At 48.8% G+C, this 15,832-nt stretch carries 15 protein-coding genes; 12 read left to right on the top strand and 3 right to left on the bottom strand.

The window, feature by feature from the left end; genetic code table 11:
* Window positions 1-91 precede the first annotated feature (91 nt).
* The 3 genes from AC4EVX_RS01445 (at window position 92) to AC4EVX_RS01435 (ending at window position 3,587) form a co-directional block, all read left to right on the top strand.
* Window positions 92-1,387, top strand: coding sequence for a TrkH family potassium uptake protein (locus AC4EVX_RS01445; RefSeq protein WP_490159453.1), 1,296 nt, complete (start codon window positions 92-94; stop codon window positions 1,385-1,387).
* Between the two features lie 49 nt (window positions 1,388-1,436).
* A complete protein-coding gene (locus AC4EVX_RS01440) occupies window positions 1,437-2,126 on the top strand; it encodes an NAD-binding protein (protein ID WP_177977208.1) in 690 nt (229 codons plus the stop codon).
* A 279-nt stretch (window positions 2,127-2,405) separates the two neighbouring features.
* Window positions 2,406-3,587 carry an iron-containing alcohol dehydrogenase gene (locus AC4EVX_RS01435; RefSeq protein WP_177977207.1) on the top strand — a complete coding sequence of 394 codons (1,182 nt, stop codon included), beginning with the start codon at window positions 2,406-2,408 and terminating at the stop codon, window positions 3,585-3,587.
* Between the two features lie 246 nt (window positions 3,588-3,833).
* Here the strand turns inward: AC4EVX_RS01435 and rpiB are convergent, their stop codons facing one another.
* The 3 genes from rpiB to AC4EVX_RS01420 all read right to left on the bottom strand — a co-directional run bounded on the left by rpiB (window position 3,834) and on the right by AC4EVX_RS01420 (window position 6,542).
* Window positions 3,834-4,277: a ribose 5-phosphate isomerase B gene (rpiB, locus tag AC4EVX_RS01430; RefSeq protein ID WP_177977206.1), complete on the bottom strand. Its 444-nt coding sequence runs from the start codon at window positions 4,275-4,277 to the stop codon at window positions 3,834-3,836.
* A gap of 72 nt (window positions 4,278-4,349) precedes the next feature.
* Window positions 4,350-5,426: a chorismate synthase gene (aroC, locus tag AC4EVX_RS01425; RefSeq protein ID WP_490159411.1), complete on the bottom strand. Its 1,077-nt coding sequence runs from the start codon at window positions 5,424-5,426 to the stop codon at window positions 4,350-4,352.
* Window positions 5,427-5,480: 54 nt separating this feature from the next.
* Window positions 5,481-6,542 carry a beta-propeller fold lactonase family protein gene (locus AC4EVX_RS01420; protein ID WP_177977204.1) on the bottom strand — a complete coding sequence of 354 codons (1,062 nt, stop codon included), beginning with the start codon at window positions 6,540-6,542 and terminating at the stop codon, window positions 5,481-5,483.
* 293 nt (window positions 6,543-6,835) lie between these two features.
* Here AC4EVX_RS01420 and AC4EVX_RS01415 point away from each other — a divergent pair, with 293 nt between their 5' ends.
* The 9 genes from AC4EVX_RS01415 (at window position 6,836) to AC4EVX_RS01375 (ending at window position 15,489) form a co-directional block, all read left to right on the top strand.
* Window positions 6,836-7,369, top strand: a complete 534-nt coding sequence (locus tag AC4EVX_RS01415; protein WP_177977203.1) for a helix-turn-helix domain-containing protein — start codon at window positions 6,836-6,838, stop codon at window positions 7,367-7,369.
* Between the two features lie 84 nt (window positions 7,370-7,453).
* Window positions 7,454-8,530 (top strand): ABC transporter ATP-binding protein, encoded by a 1,077-nt coding sequence (locus AC4EVX_RS01410; protein ID WP_177977202.1) that lies wholly within the window; start codon window positions 7,454-7,456, stop codon window positions 8,528-8,530.
* Complete coding sequence (locus AC4EVX_RS01405; protein WP_177977201.1) at window positions 8,523-9,335, top strand: ABC transporter permease; 813 nt, start codon at window positions 8,523-8,525, stop codon at window positions 9,333-9,335. Before AC4EVX_RS01410 ends, AC4EVX_RS01405 begins: the two co-directional genes overlap by 8 nt.
* A gap of 2 nt (window positions 9,336-9,337) precedes the next feature.
* Complete coding sequence (locus AC4EVX_RS01400) at window positions 9,338-10,132, top strand: ABC transporter permease (protein ID WP_490159410.1); 795 nt, start codon at window positions 9,338-9,340, stop codon at window positions 10,130-10,132.
* Window positions 10,133-10,204: 72 nt separating this feature from the next.
* Window positions 10,205-11,332, top strand: a complete 1,128-nt coding sequence (locus AC4EVX_RS01395; protein ID WP_490159409.1) for an ABC transporter substrate-binding protein — start codon at window positions 10,205-10,207, stop codon at window positions 11,330-11,332.
* Window positions 11,333-11,399: 67 nt separating this feature from the next.
* A complete protein-coding gene (locus AC4EVX_RS01390; RefSeq protein ID WP_177977200.1) occupies window positions 11,400-12,497 on the top strand; it encodes an extracellular solute-binding protein in 1,098 nt (365 codons plus the stop codon).
* A gap of 158 nt (window positions 12,498-12,655) precedes the next feature.
* Window positions 12,656-13,588 carry a LysR family transcriptional regulator gene (locus tag AC4EVX_RS01385; RefSeq protein ID WP_177977199.1) on the top strand — a complete coding sequence of 311 codons (933 nt, stop codon included), beginning with the start codon at window positions 12,656-12,658 and terminating at the stop codon, window positions 13,586-13,588.
* Window positions 13,589-13,735: 147 nt separating this feature from the next.
* Window positions 13,736-13,939, top strand: coding sequence for a DUF378 domain-containing protein (locus AC4EVX_RS01380; protein WP_177977198.1), 204 nt, complete (start codon window positions 13,736-13,738; stop codon window positions 13,937-13,939).
* A gap of 254 nt (window positions 13,940-14,193) precedes the next feature.
* Window positions 14,194-15,489, top strand: coding sequence for a dihydroorotase (locus AC4EVX_RS01375; RefSeq protein WP_490159452.1), 1,296 nt, complete (start codon window positions 14,194-14,196; stop codon window positions 15,487-15,489).
* Window positions 15,490-15,832: the final 343 nt, after the last annotated feature.

Here is a 15,832-nt window from a genome sequence, read left to right as displayed (position 1 = left end):
AGAAAAATCTTCCCGAAGTCACCTTCCCACTTGACTTCGGGAAATCATTCTGATAACAATTTCATAAGGAGTCGTAATTATGGATTTTTTAATCCGAATGCTCAAGCGCACCACTCCCGTCAGAATCATTTCGCTTGGATTTGCCATTGCGATTCTGATAGGCTCCGGTCTGCTGATGTTGCCGTGCAGTCTGAAAACCGGTGTCCATCTGCACTATATCGATGCCCTCTACACCGCGACAAGTGCAATCTGCGTCACCGGACTGATCGCAGTCGATGCGGGTGACACCTTTACCCCACTCGGTCAGTTTTTCCTTGCGGTCATGATTCAGGTCGGCGGTCTCGGCGTCACAGCGATCGGTGCCGGAATCATCCTTGCGATCGGACGTAAAATCAACTTAAAGGGACGCACCCTGATCCGCGAGGCGATGAACCTCGATTCCGGAAAAGGAATGATCCGCTTTATTCGCGCTGTGTTTTTTACCACCATTCTCATTGAATCGGTTGGTGCTGTACTCAGTTTTTTTGTATTTTCACGAAATTATCCCCCGCTCAAGGCAATCGGAATCAGTATCTTCCACTCGATTGCCGCCTTCAACAACTCCGGTTTTGATATCTTAGGCGGAATGCAGAATCTGATTCCTTATCGGGACGATGTATTTCTGAATCTTGTAACCTGTGCACTGATCTTTTTTGGAGGCATCGGCTTCCTTGTGATCTGTGAGCTCGTGCAGACACGGCTTCACTGGAGCAAAATGTCGATGCACACCCGCGTTGTCCTCTCTGTCAGCTTTTTTCTGACATTCGGGGGCATGATTCTCTTAAAAATGACAGAGGATTTCTCCTGGCTCGTCGCATTTTTCCACAGCGTCTCCGCGAGAACCGCAGGATTTTCCACCTATCCGCTCGGAGATTTCCACACGCCGGGACTCCTCGTGATGATGGCGCTGATGTTCATCGGCGCATCGCCGGGTTCGACTGCCGGCGGTATCAAGACGAGCACGTTTTTCGTCCTGATCCAGGGAATAAAATCAGCAGCAACGAACCACACAGAGAAAGCCTTTCACTATGCAATCCCGAAGGGTGCATTCCGCAAAGCCTCCGTCATCACAATTCTCGGCGGAAGCATTGTCTTCGTCTGTACCTATCTGCTCTCAATTTTAGAACCGCAGATTCCGCTCATCGATCTTCTCTTTGAGTCCGTGAGTGCGTTCGGTACCGTCGGACTCTCCACCGGAATCACGACGCAACTGTGCACCGCTTCCAAACTGCTGTGCATCCTTGTCATGTACATCGGTCGCCTCGGTCCGCTGACGATCTTCTCCATCTGGCATTACTCGCTCGGAGAACGCGTCCGCTACCCGGAAGGCAATATTTCAATCGGTTGACAGGTAAAAGCAAAAAACTTTCTGCCTGTCCTATGGAGGACTTTTATTCATGATCTTTGGAAAACATAAACCAGAAAAAACCTCTTACGGAATCATCGGTCTTGGACGGTTCGGCTCAGCTCTGACCGCAGAACTTGTGATGGCAGATGCAGACCTCCTCGTTCTTGACCGCGATGAGGACAAAGTCCGTGAGGCACGAGAACTGACCGAGAATGCTCTCGTCGTCGGAAACCTTGATAAAAAAACGCTGATGGACACCGGCATTCAGAACTGTGATGTCGTTGTTGTCTGCATCGGAAGCCAGATGGAAGTCTCAATTTTGACTACCCTAAACCTTGTCAGTCTCGGTGTTCCGACTGTCATCGCAAAGGCAAACAGCCCGGAGCACGGTGAGATTCTTGAAAAACTCGGTGCAAAGGTCGTTTATCCGGAACGCGACATGGCAATTCGCCTTGCAAACCGTCTCGATAACAGCCGGGTTCTTGATTCGATTCAGCTGAGCGAGGAAATCAACATCTCAAAACTTGTCATTCCCGACCGTCTCGCCGGAGTCAGCATCCTCGAGGCCAACCTGCGCTCCCGCTTCGGCTTAAATATCATTGCAATCGAGAGTGGACAGACCGTGACTGACAACATCCGTCCGGACTATGTGTTCCAGAAGAATGATACGATCATTCTCTGCGGAAGCCGTAACGGTCTCTTCCGTTTAAATGAATGGAATGAGGAAAATCATCGATAAGCGCTGTCGGATATTGTTGAAATTGTAGATATTTTCACATTCTTTACATCAACTTCGCGCGGGCATTTATAGGAATCTTGCCAGTTTTTCCTATGGATTGCCCGCTTTTTTTGCACATTCCTTTCACTTTTCCTATATTTACTCTTGACATTGAGAATTTTTAGCGTTAAAATATTAACGAAATCAGAAGTGATGAAACTACAGATGTGATGAATGAAGCAAGGAACATGAGCTCAGACCAATAACATTTTAGAACTTAGAATAGGAGGATATGTTATTATGATGAGATTTACATTACCGAGAGATATGTACTATGGTAAAGGCGCACTTGAAGATCTGAAGAAATTGCAGGGCAAGAAGGCAATCGTTGTATCCGGTGGTCACTCAATGAGAAAGGGCGGATTCCTCGATCGCATTGAGGCTTATCTGAAGGAAGCCGGCATGGAAGTTAAGTTTTTCGAGGGCGTTGAGCCAGACCCGTCCGTTGAGACCGTTATGAAAGGCGCACAGGCAATGACCGAATTCCAGCCTGACTGGATCGTTGCCATCGGCGGTGGTTCTCCGATCGATGCCGCAAAGGCAATGTGGGCATTCTATGAGTACCCGGATACGACCTTTGAAGATCTTATCGTTCCGTTCAACTTCCCGAAGCTGAGAACAAAAGCTCACTTCTGTGCAATTCCTTCTACTTCCGGAACTGCAACCGAGGTAACCGCTTTCTCCGTTATCACCGATTACGCAAAGGGCATCAAGTATCCGCTGGCTGACTTTGAGATCACCCCGGATGTTGCGATCCTCGACCCGGATCTCGTTGCTTCCCTTCCGGTTAAGCAGGTTGCTTACACCGGTATGGATGCTCTGACCCATGCAATCGAGGCATATGTTTCCACCCTGCACACCCCGTTCACCGATGCTCTCGCAATCAAGGCAATCGAGATGGTTGTAGACAATCTGCCGGCATCTTACAAATGCAACATGGACGCAAGAGAGCAGATGCACTACGCACAGTGTCTTGCAGGTCAGGCATTCTCCAATGCCCTGCTCGGCATCGTTCACTCGATGGCACACAAGACCGGTGCAGCATTCTCAACCGGACACATCCCGCATGGCTGTGCAAATGCAATTTATCTGCCATACGTTATCAAGTACAATGCACATGAGCCGGAGGCAAAGCGTCGTTATGCCGATATCGCGAGAAGAATCGGTCTTGGCGGAGTATCCGAGGACTCTCAGGTCAACGCTCTGTGCGATCTGATCAGCGCATACAACACGAAGCTGAACATCCCGCACACTCTGAAAGAGTTCGGTATCGATGAGGCTGAGTTCAAGGAGAAGGTTGCAACAATCGCTGTCAACGCTGTCGGTGATGCCTGCACCGGATCAAACCCGAGATCCATCACCCCGGAGCAGATGGAGAAATTGTTCACCTGCACCTACTATGGAACGGAAGTTGATTTCTAAATCCGTCACTTACATAAGCTATATAAAGCCTAATGCTTATATAAATAGATATGCAAAGAAGGCCATGAAACCACAACTGCAAAATTCCTTTACCACTAACTTTTTATAATCCAGAGTGGATATCCCCTCCAATCAAGGCAGGGGACATCCACAAAAGAGGGAGCCTCGCAATCGCCCGCGAGGCTCCCTCTTTTTTATCTGTCATATCTGTCATTTCAATCAAAAACACGGCGCATCTTACACCTTTTATGCGTTCTTCTCGATCTCCATCAGCATATCGACACGACGCTGGTGACGACCACCCTCGTACTCGTTGTCAAGCCACTCATCCACGATCATCTTTGCCATCTCGACACCGATCACGCGGGCACCGAAGGTCAGGACATTCGTGTCATTGTGCTTTCTTGACATACGGGCACTGTACGGCTCACTGCAAGTGCAGACACGCACACCGTTTACCTTGCCTGCCGCAATACCGATTCCGATTCCTGTTCCACAAATTGCAATGCCGTACTTTGCCTCACCGGAAGCAACCGCACGTCCAACTTTCTCTCCGTATGCCGGATAATCACAGCTCTCAGAAGAGTTTGTTCCGAAGTCAATGACCTCATATCCCTTTGACTCCACATATGCCTTGATCTCGTTTTTCATTTCCACTGCTGAGTGATCATTTGCCATTGCAATTTTCATTTTCCTGTCTCCTCCAAAAAAAAAAATTATAATAAACAACAATAATACAACAATATTAATAGTTGAAATGTATCACAGCTTTGCACAGCGATCCTGAAGCAGAAGATCCGCAATCGTCAGCGCCGTCATACACTCGACAACGACAACCGCTCTCGGCACAATCACCGGGTCGTGTCTTCCGTGAATCTCAATCTCGGTGTTCTCACCGGAACGGTTCACGGTATTCTGCTGTCTCGAAATTGACGGTGTCGGCTTGAAAGCCGCACGCAGAACAATCTGGCTTCCATCACTCATTCCACCTAAAATTCCACCAGAATGATTGGATGTCTTCTCAACACTTCCGTCCTCCGCAATCCGGAACGGATCGTTGTTCTCAGATCCTCGCATCTTTGCGACTGCAAATCCATCTCCGATCTCAAATCCCTTGACTGCCCCGATCGACATGATCGCCTTCGCAAGGCAGGCATCGAGCTTGTCAAAAACCGGCTCTCCGATTCCCGCCGGAACTCCATCTGCGACACACTCGACAACACCGCCCGCGGAATCCTGCTGTTCGATCAGGTGCGCAAGATACTCCCCCGACTCGACTGCACAGACTGCGTCCGGCATATTTAATGGGTTTCGATCGCGCTCCGCAATGTCAAAACGCTCCGGATCGATCTCGAACTCTCCGATGCTCTTCACATACGCTGTCACCTTGATTCCAAAATGCTCAAGCAGTTTGCATGCGACTGCACCCGCCGCTACGCGCGCCGTCGTCTCTCTTCCGGACGAACGTCCACCACCCCGGTAATCGCGGAATCCATACTTGGAATCAAAACCGAAGTCCGCATGTCCCGGACGGTATACATTCATGATATTTCCGTAGTCTCTGGACCTCTGATCGGTGTTTCTCACCATCATCGCAATCGGAGTTCCCGTCGTCTTTCCCTCGAAGACGCCGGACAGGATCTCTACAAGATCACTCTCCTGTCTCGCTGTCGTATAACGGCTCTGCCCCGGTTTTCTTCGATTCAGATACGTCTGAATATCCTCCTCGCTCAGCGGAAGTCCCGCAGGGCATCCGTCAATCGTGACGCCGATGCCCTTTCCATGCGACTCTCCCCAGGTCATAACACGGAATACCGTTCCAAATGTTGATCCTGCCATTCTCTTTTCACTCCTAATTACCTGAAATTTTAAGTCGCCGTCTCTCTTAATTGCTTAGTCGCTGACTTTGACGATTGCACAGCTGTTCGGCTCGTTGCACTTGATCTCATTTGCACTCATAATCAGCAGACCTTTCTCATAGTCCACCTTGAAGAACGTGATCGTGCCACTTCCATGGTTGATGCAGGCGATGTGCCTGTCATCCGGGAATACGGCAATATCCTTCGGATACTCTCCGCTGATCGGCAGACAGCAGATCTGGGTCAGCAGACCAGTCTCCGGATCACGATTGTATACGGAAACCGTCTCATCTCCGGCATTTCCACAGAACATATGCTTCTCATCCGGGGAGAATCTAAGCGCACACGCAGCCGTCTGCTGGCTTGCCTTCTTTCCGGTCGTCGCGATCGTCTGAATCTTCTCGATCTTCGGCACACGAGCCCCCGTCTCATAAGTGAATACATCGATCGTGTTTTTCTGCTCAGACAGCAGGTATGCAAACTTTCCATCGGAGCTGAAACGGAAGCAGCGCGGTGCAGACTCCATGTCACACGGAATCATGTCAACCTGTACCAGATGCTCGTCCTTTTCATCAAACTTGTAGATCTTTACCTGATCCAGACCGGAGTCAACTGCCAGAACAAACTTGTTGTCCGGAGTACGACGACAGCAACTTACATGCGGGCGGAAGTTTCTCTCCGCAACGCTTCCAAGTCCCTTGTGGAAAACACCGTCCACGATCTCACCGACTGCTCCGTCTTTTCCAAGGCGCAGAACCGTCGCCTTTCCATCGTGATAGCCAGATACAAAGATATATTTGTCATCGGCATCTGTCGAGAGGTGACATCCTCTCATGCCATTGATCTTTGCACTGTTCAATCTGGAAAGACTTCCGTTCTCGAGAATCCGGAATGCCACAACACCCTCATCTGCGATCGAGTAAAGCGTCTTTCCATCACTGGAGGCAATTACATAGGAAGAGTTGTCCACTTCCACCTCACAGCGCTTATGGAAAACACCCTTCTCCACATCCACATCATAAACGGTAATGCCCTTCGCTTTTCCTGTGTAAGAATAGGAACCTACATATGCCATATATTTTCCTGAAACAGCCATTTTTCATTCCTCCTTGAATCCCCTGATTGGTCTCTCGTTTATCTTCACAACACTGTTTCTATATTACCACACTCTCCTGAAAAAATCTATTGAGAATCTATTGACATACCAAGATTTTTCTGTATAATGAATGTTGTTTTGTGTTTATTAATACTAAACTTTGAGATTAATTTTACATTGATTTAATATTTCTAAACTTTTTGGTTAATCATCAGGCGTGTCTTCGACGCGTCTTCGATATGTAAAGCAACAAAAAGCATCCGGAAATGTTCGGATTTTTAGGAGGCATCTGTATGGATATCGGTTTAAAGCTAAAAGAGCTGAGAGTCTTAAAAGGACTCACACAGGAAGAGCTGGCTGACCGTGCGGAACTGTCCAAAGGCTTTATTTCCCAGCTGGAGAGGAATCTGACTTCCCCTTCGATTGCGACCCTGACCGATATTTTACAGTGTCTCGGCACTTCTCTGGGAGAATTCTTCAACGAGACGCCCGAGGAGCAGATCGTATTCGGAAAAGCGGATTATTTTGAGAAATATGAGGCAGACTTAAAAAACACAATCAAATGGATCATTCCAAATGCACAGAAAAATGTGATGGAACCCATCCTCCTCACGCTGGAAGCCGGCGGTTCCACATACCCGGACACTCCCCATGAGGGCGAGGAATTCGGATATGTTCTGCAAGGCAGTATCGCCATCCACATAGGAAAGAAAACCTACCGCGCAAAGAAAGGTGAGTCCTTCTACTTCACTGCGGACAAACAACACTTTTTGACGAGCAAGACGGGCGCAACCCTGATCTGGGTCAGCTCTCCGCCAAGTTTTTAACTTTCAACTTTCATATCGACTGATAAGACAGATAGATAGGACAGATAGATCACAGAAGATCACATACATGAGGAGGAGACGTACATGGGTCAGTCTTTAATCGATTTAGTGAATATTTCCAAGAGCTTTGACGGGACAATGGTTCTGGATGACTTAAATCTTTCCGTAAAAGAAAACACATTTGTCACGCTTCTTGGTCCGAGTGGTTGCGGAAAAACCACAACCCTCAGAATCATCGGCGGTTTTGAGAAAGCAGACACCGGCAAAGTCATTTTCGACGGCACCGAGATCAATGATCTCCCGCCGAACAAACGCCAGTTAAACACCGTATTCCAGAAATACGCGCTGTTCTCCCACATGAACATTGCAGAGAACATCGCCTTTGGTCTGAAGATCAAGGGCAAATCCAAAGCATACATCAACGACAAAATCAAGTATGCGCTCAAGCTCGTAAACCTCGACGGCTACGAGAAGCGCACCGTTGACTCCTTGAGTGGTGGTCAGCAACAGCGAATCGCGATCGCGCGCGCGATCGTGAATGAGCCTCGTCTTCTGCTCCTCGATGAGCCTCTCGGCGCTCTCGACTTGAAACTGCGTCAGGACATGCAGTACGAGCTGATCCGTCTGAAAAATGAGCTCGGCATCACCTTCATCTACGTCACCCACGATCAGGAGGAGGCGCTGACAATGTCCGACACGATCGTTGTCATGAACCAGGGTTATATTCAGCAGATGGGTACTCCGGAGCAGATCTACAATGAGCCGGAAAATGCATTCGTCGCTGACTTTATCGGTGAGAGCAACATCGTTCCGGGTGTAATGCTTCACGATGAGCTTGTTGAGATCTTCGGTGCAAAGTTTGCCTGCGTCGACAGGGGCTTCGGTGTCAATAAGCCGGTCGACGTCGTGATCCGACCGGAGGACATCGAGCTTGTCGAGCCAGAGCAGGGCACTCTGACTGGAACCTGCACACACCTGATCTTCAAGGGCGTTCACTATGAGATGGAGATCACAACTCCGGACGGTTTTGAGTGGCTGGTTCACTCCACCACACTCTGCCCGGTCGGCAAAAAAGTGGGACTGCGCGTTGATCCGTTCAACATCCAGATCATGAACAAGCCTGCTTCTGAAGATGAGGAGGCGGTTGGAGTCAATGAATAAGAAACTATTATCCGGACCTTACATTCTGTGGATGATCGGCTTTACGATCATCCCGCTTGCCCTGATCGTGTTCTACGGACTGACCGACAAGAGCGGAGCGTTCACACTCGCAAACGTCCTCTCTATCTCCACACCGGAGCACATCAAGGCACTCTGGCTGTCCCTCGGACTGTCCTTTGTTAGCACCATCATCTGTCTTGTGCTCGCCTACCCGCTTGCAATGATTCTGAGAAACCGAAACGTCGGAAGCGGTAGTTTCATCGTCTTCATCTTCATCCTTCCGATGTGGATGAATTTCCTGCTCCGCACACTCGCGTGGCAGACCCTGCTTGAGAAAGCCGGTGTCATCAACGGCATCCTCGGCATGCTTCATCTTCCGAAGCAGAACCTGATTAACACTCCGGGAGCTATCGTCCTCGGCATGGTTTACAACTTCCTGCCGTTCATGGTGCTTCCGATTTACAACGTTTTATGCAAGATTGACGACAACACGATCAATGCTGCCCGCGACCTTGGAGCAAACTTCTTCCAGACGCTTCTCTGGGTATGGTTCCCGCTCAGTGTTCCAGGCATCATCAGTGGAATTACGATGGTATTTGTGCCGGCACTGACGACCTTCGTCATCTCCAATCTCCTCGGTGGAAGTAAGATCCTTCTGATCGGAAATGTCATCGAGCAGGAATTCACAAAGGGAAGCAACTGGAATATGGGTTCCGGTCTCTCCCTCGTACTTATGATCTTTATCCTGATCAGCATGGCGCTGATTGCAAAATATGACAAAAATGGAGAAGGGAGCGGATTCTAACTATGAAAAACTCAAAATGGAATCTCCGGCGCATCTGGCAGGATTTTTATCTTGTCATCATCATGATCTTCCTCTATGCGCCGATTGCGACGATGGTCGTGCTGTCCTTCAACAGCTCCAAGTCCCGTACCCAGTGGGGTGGATTTACGCTCCGCTGGTACACGGAAATGTTCGCAAGCCGTAACATCATGGATGCTCTTCAGAACACGCTTCTGATCGCGTTCTTATCTGCGCTGATCGCCGTTATCATCGGAACTGCGGCTTCGATCGCGATCAACAGCATGAAGCCGGTTCCACGCACGATTCTGATGGGAATCACAAATATCCCGATGCTCAATGCCGACATCGTGACCGGTATCTCCCTGATGCTTGCGTTCATTGCTTTTGGCATCTCCCTCGGATTTCAGACGGTTCTGATCGCCCATATCACCTTCAACATTCCATATGTGATCCTGAGCGTCATGCCAAAACTCAAACAGACAAGCCGATTTACCTATGAAGCCGCGCTTGACCTCGGCGCAAGCCCGCTCCGCGCGTTTTTCAAGGTCGTTTTCCCGGACATTCTTCCGGGTGTGCTCTCCGGCTTTCTGCTCGCATTCACGATGTCCCTCGATGATTTCATCATCACCCACTTTACAAGAGGAGCCGGCATCAACACCCTGTCGACCCTAATTTACAGCGAAGTGCGCCGAGGCATCAAGCCGTCGATGTACGCACTCTCCACAGTGATCTTTGCTACGGTGCTCATCCTGCTTATCATCAGCAATTTCGCCCCGCGCAGGAAAGCGGAGCAGTAGACACGCAAGAAAGCGGAGCAGTAAATAAGTAAATAACAGAACTATTTTGAATTTTTTGAGGAGATTTGAATTATGAAGAAAAAAGTACTTGCAGTATCCCTTACCTCCCTGACTGCATGCTCCGCCCTGCTTCTTTCCGGCTGTGGCGGAAACGCAGCCGGCTCGTCCTCCGCAGACAATGGCGGAAACAGAAGTGGTTCCAATGAACTTTATGTATACAACTGGGGTGAGTACATCGATGAGGACGTGATCGACCAGTTTGAGGAAGAGACGGGAATCAAGGTTATCTACGATATGTTCGAGACGAACGAGGAGATGTATCCGGTTATCGAGGCAGGCGGTGTCAACTACGATGTTGTCTGCCCGTCCGACTACATGATCCAGAAGATGCGTGAGAATGATCTTCTCGCTGAGATTAACTTCGACAATGTTCCGAATCTTGATCAGATCGATCCGACCTACCTCGAGATGTCCAAGTCCTTTGATCCGGAAAACAAGTACTCTGTTCCGTATACCTGGGGCACGGTCGGCATCCTCTACAACACGAAGAGGCTTGAGGAGCTCGGCATGGATGTACCGACAAAGTGGTCAGATCTCTGGGATGAGCGTCTTGACGGCGAGATCCTGATGCAGGACAGCGTGCGCGACGCTTTCATGGTTGCATTAAAGAAAGATGGCTACTCGATGAACTCAGATAATGAGGATGAGCTTCAGCAGGCAAAGCAGGATCTGATTGATCAGAAACCGCTTGTTCAGGCTTACGTCATCGATCAGGTTCGTGACAAGATGATCGGCGGAGAGGCTGCCATCGGCGTTATCTACTCCGGCGAGATGCTCTACATCCAGAACGAAGTCAAAGATCTCGGTCTCGACTACGATCTTAAGTATGTGATCCCGGAGGAGGGAACGAACCTGTGGATCGACTCCTGGGTAATCCCGAAGAACGCAAAGAATAAAGAGAATGCTGAGAAGTGGATTGATTTTCTCTGCCGTCCGGAAATCGCAAAGCAGAACTTTGACTATATCACCTACTCCACCCCGAACAAGGGCGCGTTCGATCTGCTCGACGAGGAGATCCAGAACAACAAGGCTCTCTTCCCGGATATCGATTCTCTCAAAGACAGCGAAGTGTACGAGTATCTCGGTGATGAGGTTGACGCTGTTTACAATGAGCTGTGGAAAGAGGTTAAGTCGAACTAACATCATTTATATCAACATTAAATTGAAAATCTGACATCATATATTTACTAAGAAGGGAAAAAATATCATGAAAAAACTGTTTCTGATTACATCCGCACTGACTATCCCCTGCCTTCTTCTTGCAGGCTGTGGTTCCTCTTCATCTTCTTCTCAGGGAAAAGATGGCAGCGAAGACAACAAGCTCTATGTATACAACTGGGGCGAATACATTGATGAGAGTGTCATTGATGAGTTTGAAAAAGAAACCGGTATCGAAGTTGTCTACGATATGTATGAGACAAACGAAGAAATGTTCCCGGTTATCGAAGCTGGCGGTATCGCCTACGATGCAGTCTGCCCTTCTGATTTCATGATTCAGAAAATGCGCGAGCATGATCTTCTCGCAGAGATCAACTTCGACAATGTTCCGAATCTCAAGGAGATCGACCCGCTCTATCTCGAGCTTGCTCAGTCCTTCGATCCGGAAAATAAATATGCCGTTCCGTACACCTGGGGCACAATCGGCATCCTCTACAACAAGGAACGTCTTGAGGAGCTTGGCGTTGAACCTCCGACAAAGTGGTCGGATCTCTGGGATGAGCGCCTTGATGGCGAAATCCTGATGCAGGACAGCATCCGCAGTGCATTCATGACCGGTCTCAAGAAGAATGGTTACTCGATGAACAGCACGAATCCAGATGAGATCACGAAAGCAAAAGAAGATCTGATCGCACAGAAACCTCTCGTTCAGGCTTATGTTGTCGACCAGGTTCGCGACAAGATGATCGGTGGGGAAGCTGCTGTCGGTATCATTTACTCCGGCGAGATGCTTTACATTCAGAACGAAGCTGATGAGGGCGACAACCTGATCTATGTAATTCCGGAAGAGGGAACTGATCTCTTCATCGACTGCTGGGTAATCCCGAAGAATGCAAAGCACAAGGAAAATGCAGAGAAATGGATCGATTTTCTCTGCCGTCCAGAGATTGCAAAAAAGAACTTTGAGTACATCACCTACTCCACCCCGAACAAGGGCGCATTTGACCTGCTCGATGCAGATCTTCAGAATAACAAGGCAATCTTCCCGGATGTGGATTCTCTGAAAAACTGTGAAGTTCTCAAATATCTCGGTGATGAGGTTGATGACCTCTACAACGAGGCATGGAAAGAGGTTAAATCCAAATAAATTTTTTTGCTTCATCGTCTCGTCCTTCTGTCCGTCACGTTAGCTGACAGTAGACCGTTACACAATTCGTCCCACTCCGGTTTGAATATCCATGCATGGCATATGACCGGGGCGGGACGTTTTTTTATGAAAAGAATTTTTTACGAAAGGAGTTTTCTATGACACTTCAACAGATGCATTATGTGATCACGATCTCCGAGACGGGATCTTTCAATAAGGCAGCGGAACTTCTCTACGTCGCACAGCCGTCTCTGACAAGCGCAATTCAGGAACTCGAGCGCGAAACCGGCATCCTGATCTTCCATCGGAGCGGACGCGGAGTGACGTTGACAAATGACGGAGCAGAGTTTTTGAGCTATGTTCGACAGATCTATCACCAGTACGAAATTCTTCAGAGCAAATATGGAAAAAACGGAAACCTGAAGAAAAAATTCGGCGTCTCCACCCAGCACTATTCTTTTGCCGTAAAGACTTTTGTGGAGATGGTCAAACACTTTAACACCTCTGACTATGAGTTTGCGATCCGTGAAACGAAGACACGCGATGTCATTGACGATGTAAATACGATGCGAAGTGAGATCGGAATCCTCTATCTGAATGATTTCAACCGGGCAGTGTTGACAAAACTCTTTCACTCCAATAACCTCGAATTTCATAAGCTGATTGACTGCCAGCCCTATGTTTACCTGTGGCGAAATCACCCCCTTGCCTCTCTGCCGTCGATCCGTTTTGCCCAGCTTGCAGACTATCCCTGCCTCTCGTTTGAGCAGGGCGACAACGGCTCTTTCTATTTTGCTGAGGAGATTCTGAGCACAAATGAGTACTCACGAATCATCAAAGCCTGCGACCGTGCGACGATGCTGAATCTGATGATCGGCTTGAGTGGATACACGCTCTGCTCCGGCATCATCTGCGAGGAGCTCAACGGAGATGAGTACGTCGCTATTCCACTTGAGGGGGAGAGCGACAATCCAGGCGGTGCGATGGAGATCGGCTATCTCGTCAAAAAAAATGTCATTTTAAGCCAGATGGGAGAAATCTATATCCGCGAAATCCGCAATTATCTTGGAAATCTTGTGCAGAAGTCTTAATTTTAAACAGAATGCTTTCGCGGACATAAACGTTCTCACAGGTTTTTATTTTGCAGGTTTTGCTCTTGCCTGCGTGCAATTTTGTATGTCATTGCATAATTCTGCTTCTTCCGTGTCATACTGTCTGTAAAAGGAGGTATATTTGCCATGCGGAATAAAGCAATGGATTACACCGCGCTGACACTCTCCATCATCGGCGCCGTCAACTGGGGGCTAATCGGATTTTTCAATTTCAATCTCGTCGCGTTTCTGTTTGGAAGCATGACCTGGCTCTCACGAATCATCTACGCTCTGGTCGGACTCTGCGGTCTCTATCTGATCAGTTTTTACGCATCCGACAGCAACAGCTGACCATGAGGAATCCTACCGCAGTCTGCCTGACTTTCTTTTCGGGCGACTGCGGTTCTTTTCGTCTGTTCAAATCTCACCTGTGTACACGTTCTTTTTGCCCTTTTTGTGCATTTTCTTCCTTCCCTTTTCTCTCTTCTTCCTGTTCATTTTCTCTATTTCGTGATATGCTAAATTCACAGGCAGTTTCTGAATTTTCATAGGGCTGTTTTTTCAATGTTTCAACAATTGGATTGTTAGGAGGACAAAAGATTATGATGCTGATTCAAGGTGGACGGGTGATCGATCCGAAGACAGGAACCGATGCCGTCATGGATGTAGCTGTTGAAAATGGAAAAATTGTAGAGATGGGAAAAGATCTGACAGATCGTTATCCAAACTGTGATCCGATTATTGACGCCCACGGTCTTGTGGTGGCTCCGGGACTTATCGACGTCCATGTGCATTTCCGTGATCCGGGATTCACCTACAAAGAAGACATTCATACCGGAGCAATGGCTTCCGCTGCCGGTGGCTTTACAACCGTTGTCTGTATGGCAAACACAAAACCACCAGTTGACAACGTAGAAACTCTTGAATACGTCATCCGTGAGGGCAAAAAGACCGGAATCAACGTGCTTACCGCCGGCAATATCACGATCGGCATGAAGGGCGAAACCCTCACAGATATGGAAGAGCTGAAGGCACATGGGGCAGTTGGTTTTACCGATGATGGTATCCCGCTCAAGAGCTCCGCTCTCGTCCGCAATGCGATGGAGGAAGCCGTTCGCTTAAACGTTCCGTTGAGTTTCCATGAGGAAGACCCGGCTCTGATCACAAACAATGGCATCAACCATGGAGCTGTCTCCGATGAACTTGGCATCGGCGGTTCTCCGGCTGTCGCAGAGGATGTCCTCGTTGCCCGCGACTGCATGCTGGCACTTGACACCGGCGCTGTCATTGATATTCAGCATCTCAGCTCCGGTCATTCCGTCCGCCTGATCGAAGTGGCTCAGGATCTCGGCGCTCATGTTGTCGCAGAAGTCACCCCTCACCACTTTACGCTCGATGAAAGCGCAGTGCTCAAACACGGCTCCCTCGCCAAAATGAACCCGCCACTGCGCACCCCATCCGACCGTGAGGAAATCATCCGCGGACTCAAGGAAAATATCATCACCGTCATTGCAACGGACCACGCTCCGCACAGTGCAGAAGAGAAATCCAAACCGCTGACCGAGTGCCCGAGCGGTATCATCGGGCTTGAGACTGCACTCGCACTCGGCGTTACAAGCCTTGTGCGTGCCGGTCATTTGTCCCTCTCTGAGCTTCTCGCAAAGATGACGCTGAACCCGGCAGCCCTCTATCATTTAGAGTCCACAAAAGGCTGGATCGGTGCTGGTTCTGATGCAGATCTCGTCCTGTTCGATCCGGACGAATCATGGACCGTCGAGAAATTCCATTCCAAGTCCAGCAACTCCCCGTTCATCGGTGAGACCCTTTTCGGAAAAGTACATTACACGATCTGCAACGGTGAAATCGCTTACCGCGCAGATACGGATTCCTTCAATTTCTAAGCCATATCAATGTAAAAAAGAATGTGCCTCGGCGCGGTTGCTTCGGCAACCATCTACTCCTGCGCCGAGTGCGCATCCTTGCGGGGGATTTCACGAGTGCCACTGGCACTCAGCCCCCTCTGATTACATAGAGACCTGAAAAGGAATCCATGAAAAAGGATGGCTAAGTCAATGAGTATTGTAGATTTTATCGCAGTTGTAAGCTTCGGCTTAACCTGCTTCACTGTCGGATACACATTAGGTAAAGATAATCATAAATCACAAAAATAGCCGCCCCGGTTTGATAACCTAAGCGACTATTTTTGTTTCAGCTTATATCGGACTAACCGTCTATCGGTAGCAT

Source organism: Brotaphodocola sp. (genome assembly GCF_983179755.1).
The sequence above is the reverse complement of the archived record's forward strand: the minus strand, read 5'-3'. Positions and strand labels throughout refer to the sequence as shown.

Bases quoted from the DNA above. Each gene is read 5' to 3' on its own strand.
- AC4EVX_RS01405 (WP_177977201.1), top strand. From the start codon at position 8,523: ATGAATAAGAAACTATTATCCGGACCTTACATTCTGTGGATGATCGGC.
- rpiB (WP_177977206.1), bottom strand. From the start codon at position 4,277: ATGAAAATTGCAATGGCAAATGATCACTCAGCAGTGGAAATGAAAAAC.
- AC4EVX_RS01435 (WP_177977207.1), top strand. From the start codon at position 2,406: ATGATGAGATTTACATTACCGAGAGATATGTACTATGGTAAAGGCGCA.
- AC4EVX_RS01380 (WP_177977198.1), top strand. From the start codon at position 13,736: ATGCGGAATAAAGCAATGGATTACACCGCGCTGACACTCTCCATCATC.
- AC4EVX_RS01415 (WP_177977203.1), top strand. From the start codon at position 6,836: ATGGATATCGGTTTAAAGCTAAAAGAGCTGAGAGTCTTAAAAGGACTC.
- AC4EVX_RS01385 (WP_177977199.1), top strand. From the start codon at position 12,656: ATGACACTTCAACAGATGCATTATGTGATCACGATCTCCGAGACGGGA.
- AC4EVX_RS01390 (WP_177977200.1), top strand. From the start codon at position 11,400: ATGAAAAAACTGTTTCTGATTACATCCGCACTGACTATCCCCTGCCTT.
- AC4EVX_RS01410 (WP_177977202.1), top strand. From the start codon at position 7,454: ATGGGTCAGTCTTTAATCGATTTAGTGAATATTTCCAAGAGCTTTGAC.
- AC4EVX_RS01420 (WP_177977204.1), bottom strand. From the start codon at position 6,542: ATGGCTGTTTCAGGAAAATATATGGCATATGTAGGTTCCTATTCTTAC.
- aroC (WP_490159411.1), bottom strand. From the start codon at position 5,426: ATGGCAGGATCAACATTTGGAACGGTATTCCGTGTTATGACCTGGGGA.
- AC4EVX_RS01375 (WP_490159452.1), top strand. From the start codon at position 14,194: ATGCTGATTCAAGGTGGACGGGTGATCGATCCGAAGACAGGAACCGAT.
- AC4EVX_RS01440 (WP_177977208.1), top strand. From the start codon at position 1,437: ATGATCTTTGGAAAACATAAACCAGAAAAAACCTCTTACGGAATCATC.
- AC4EVX_RS01395 (WP_490159409.1), top strand. From the start codon at position 10,205: ATGAAGAAAAAAGTACTTGCAGTATCCCTTACCTCCCTGACTGCATGC.
- AC4EVX_RS01400 (WP_490159410.1), top strand. From the start codon at position 9,338: ATGAAAAACTCAAAATGGAATCTCCGGCGCATCTGGCAGGATTTTTAT.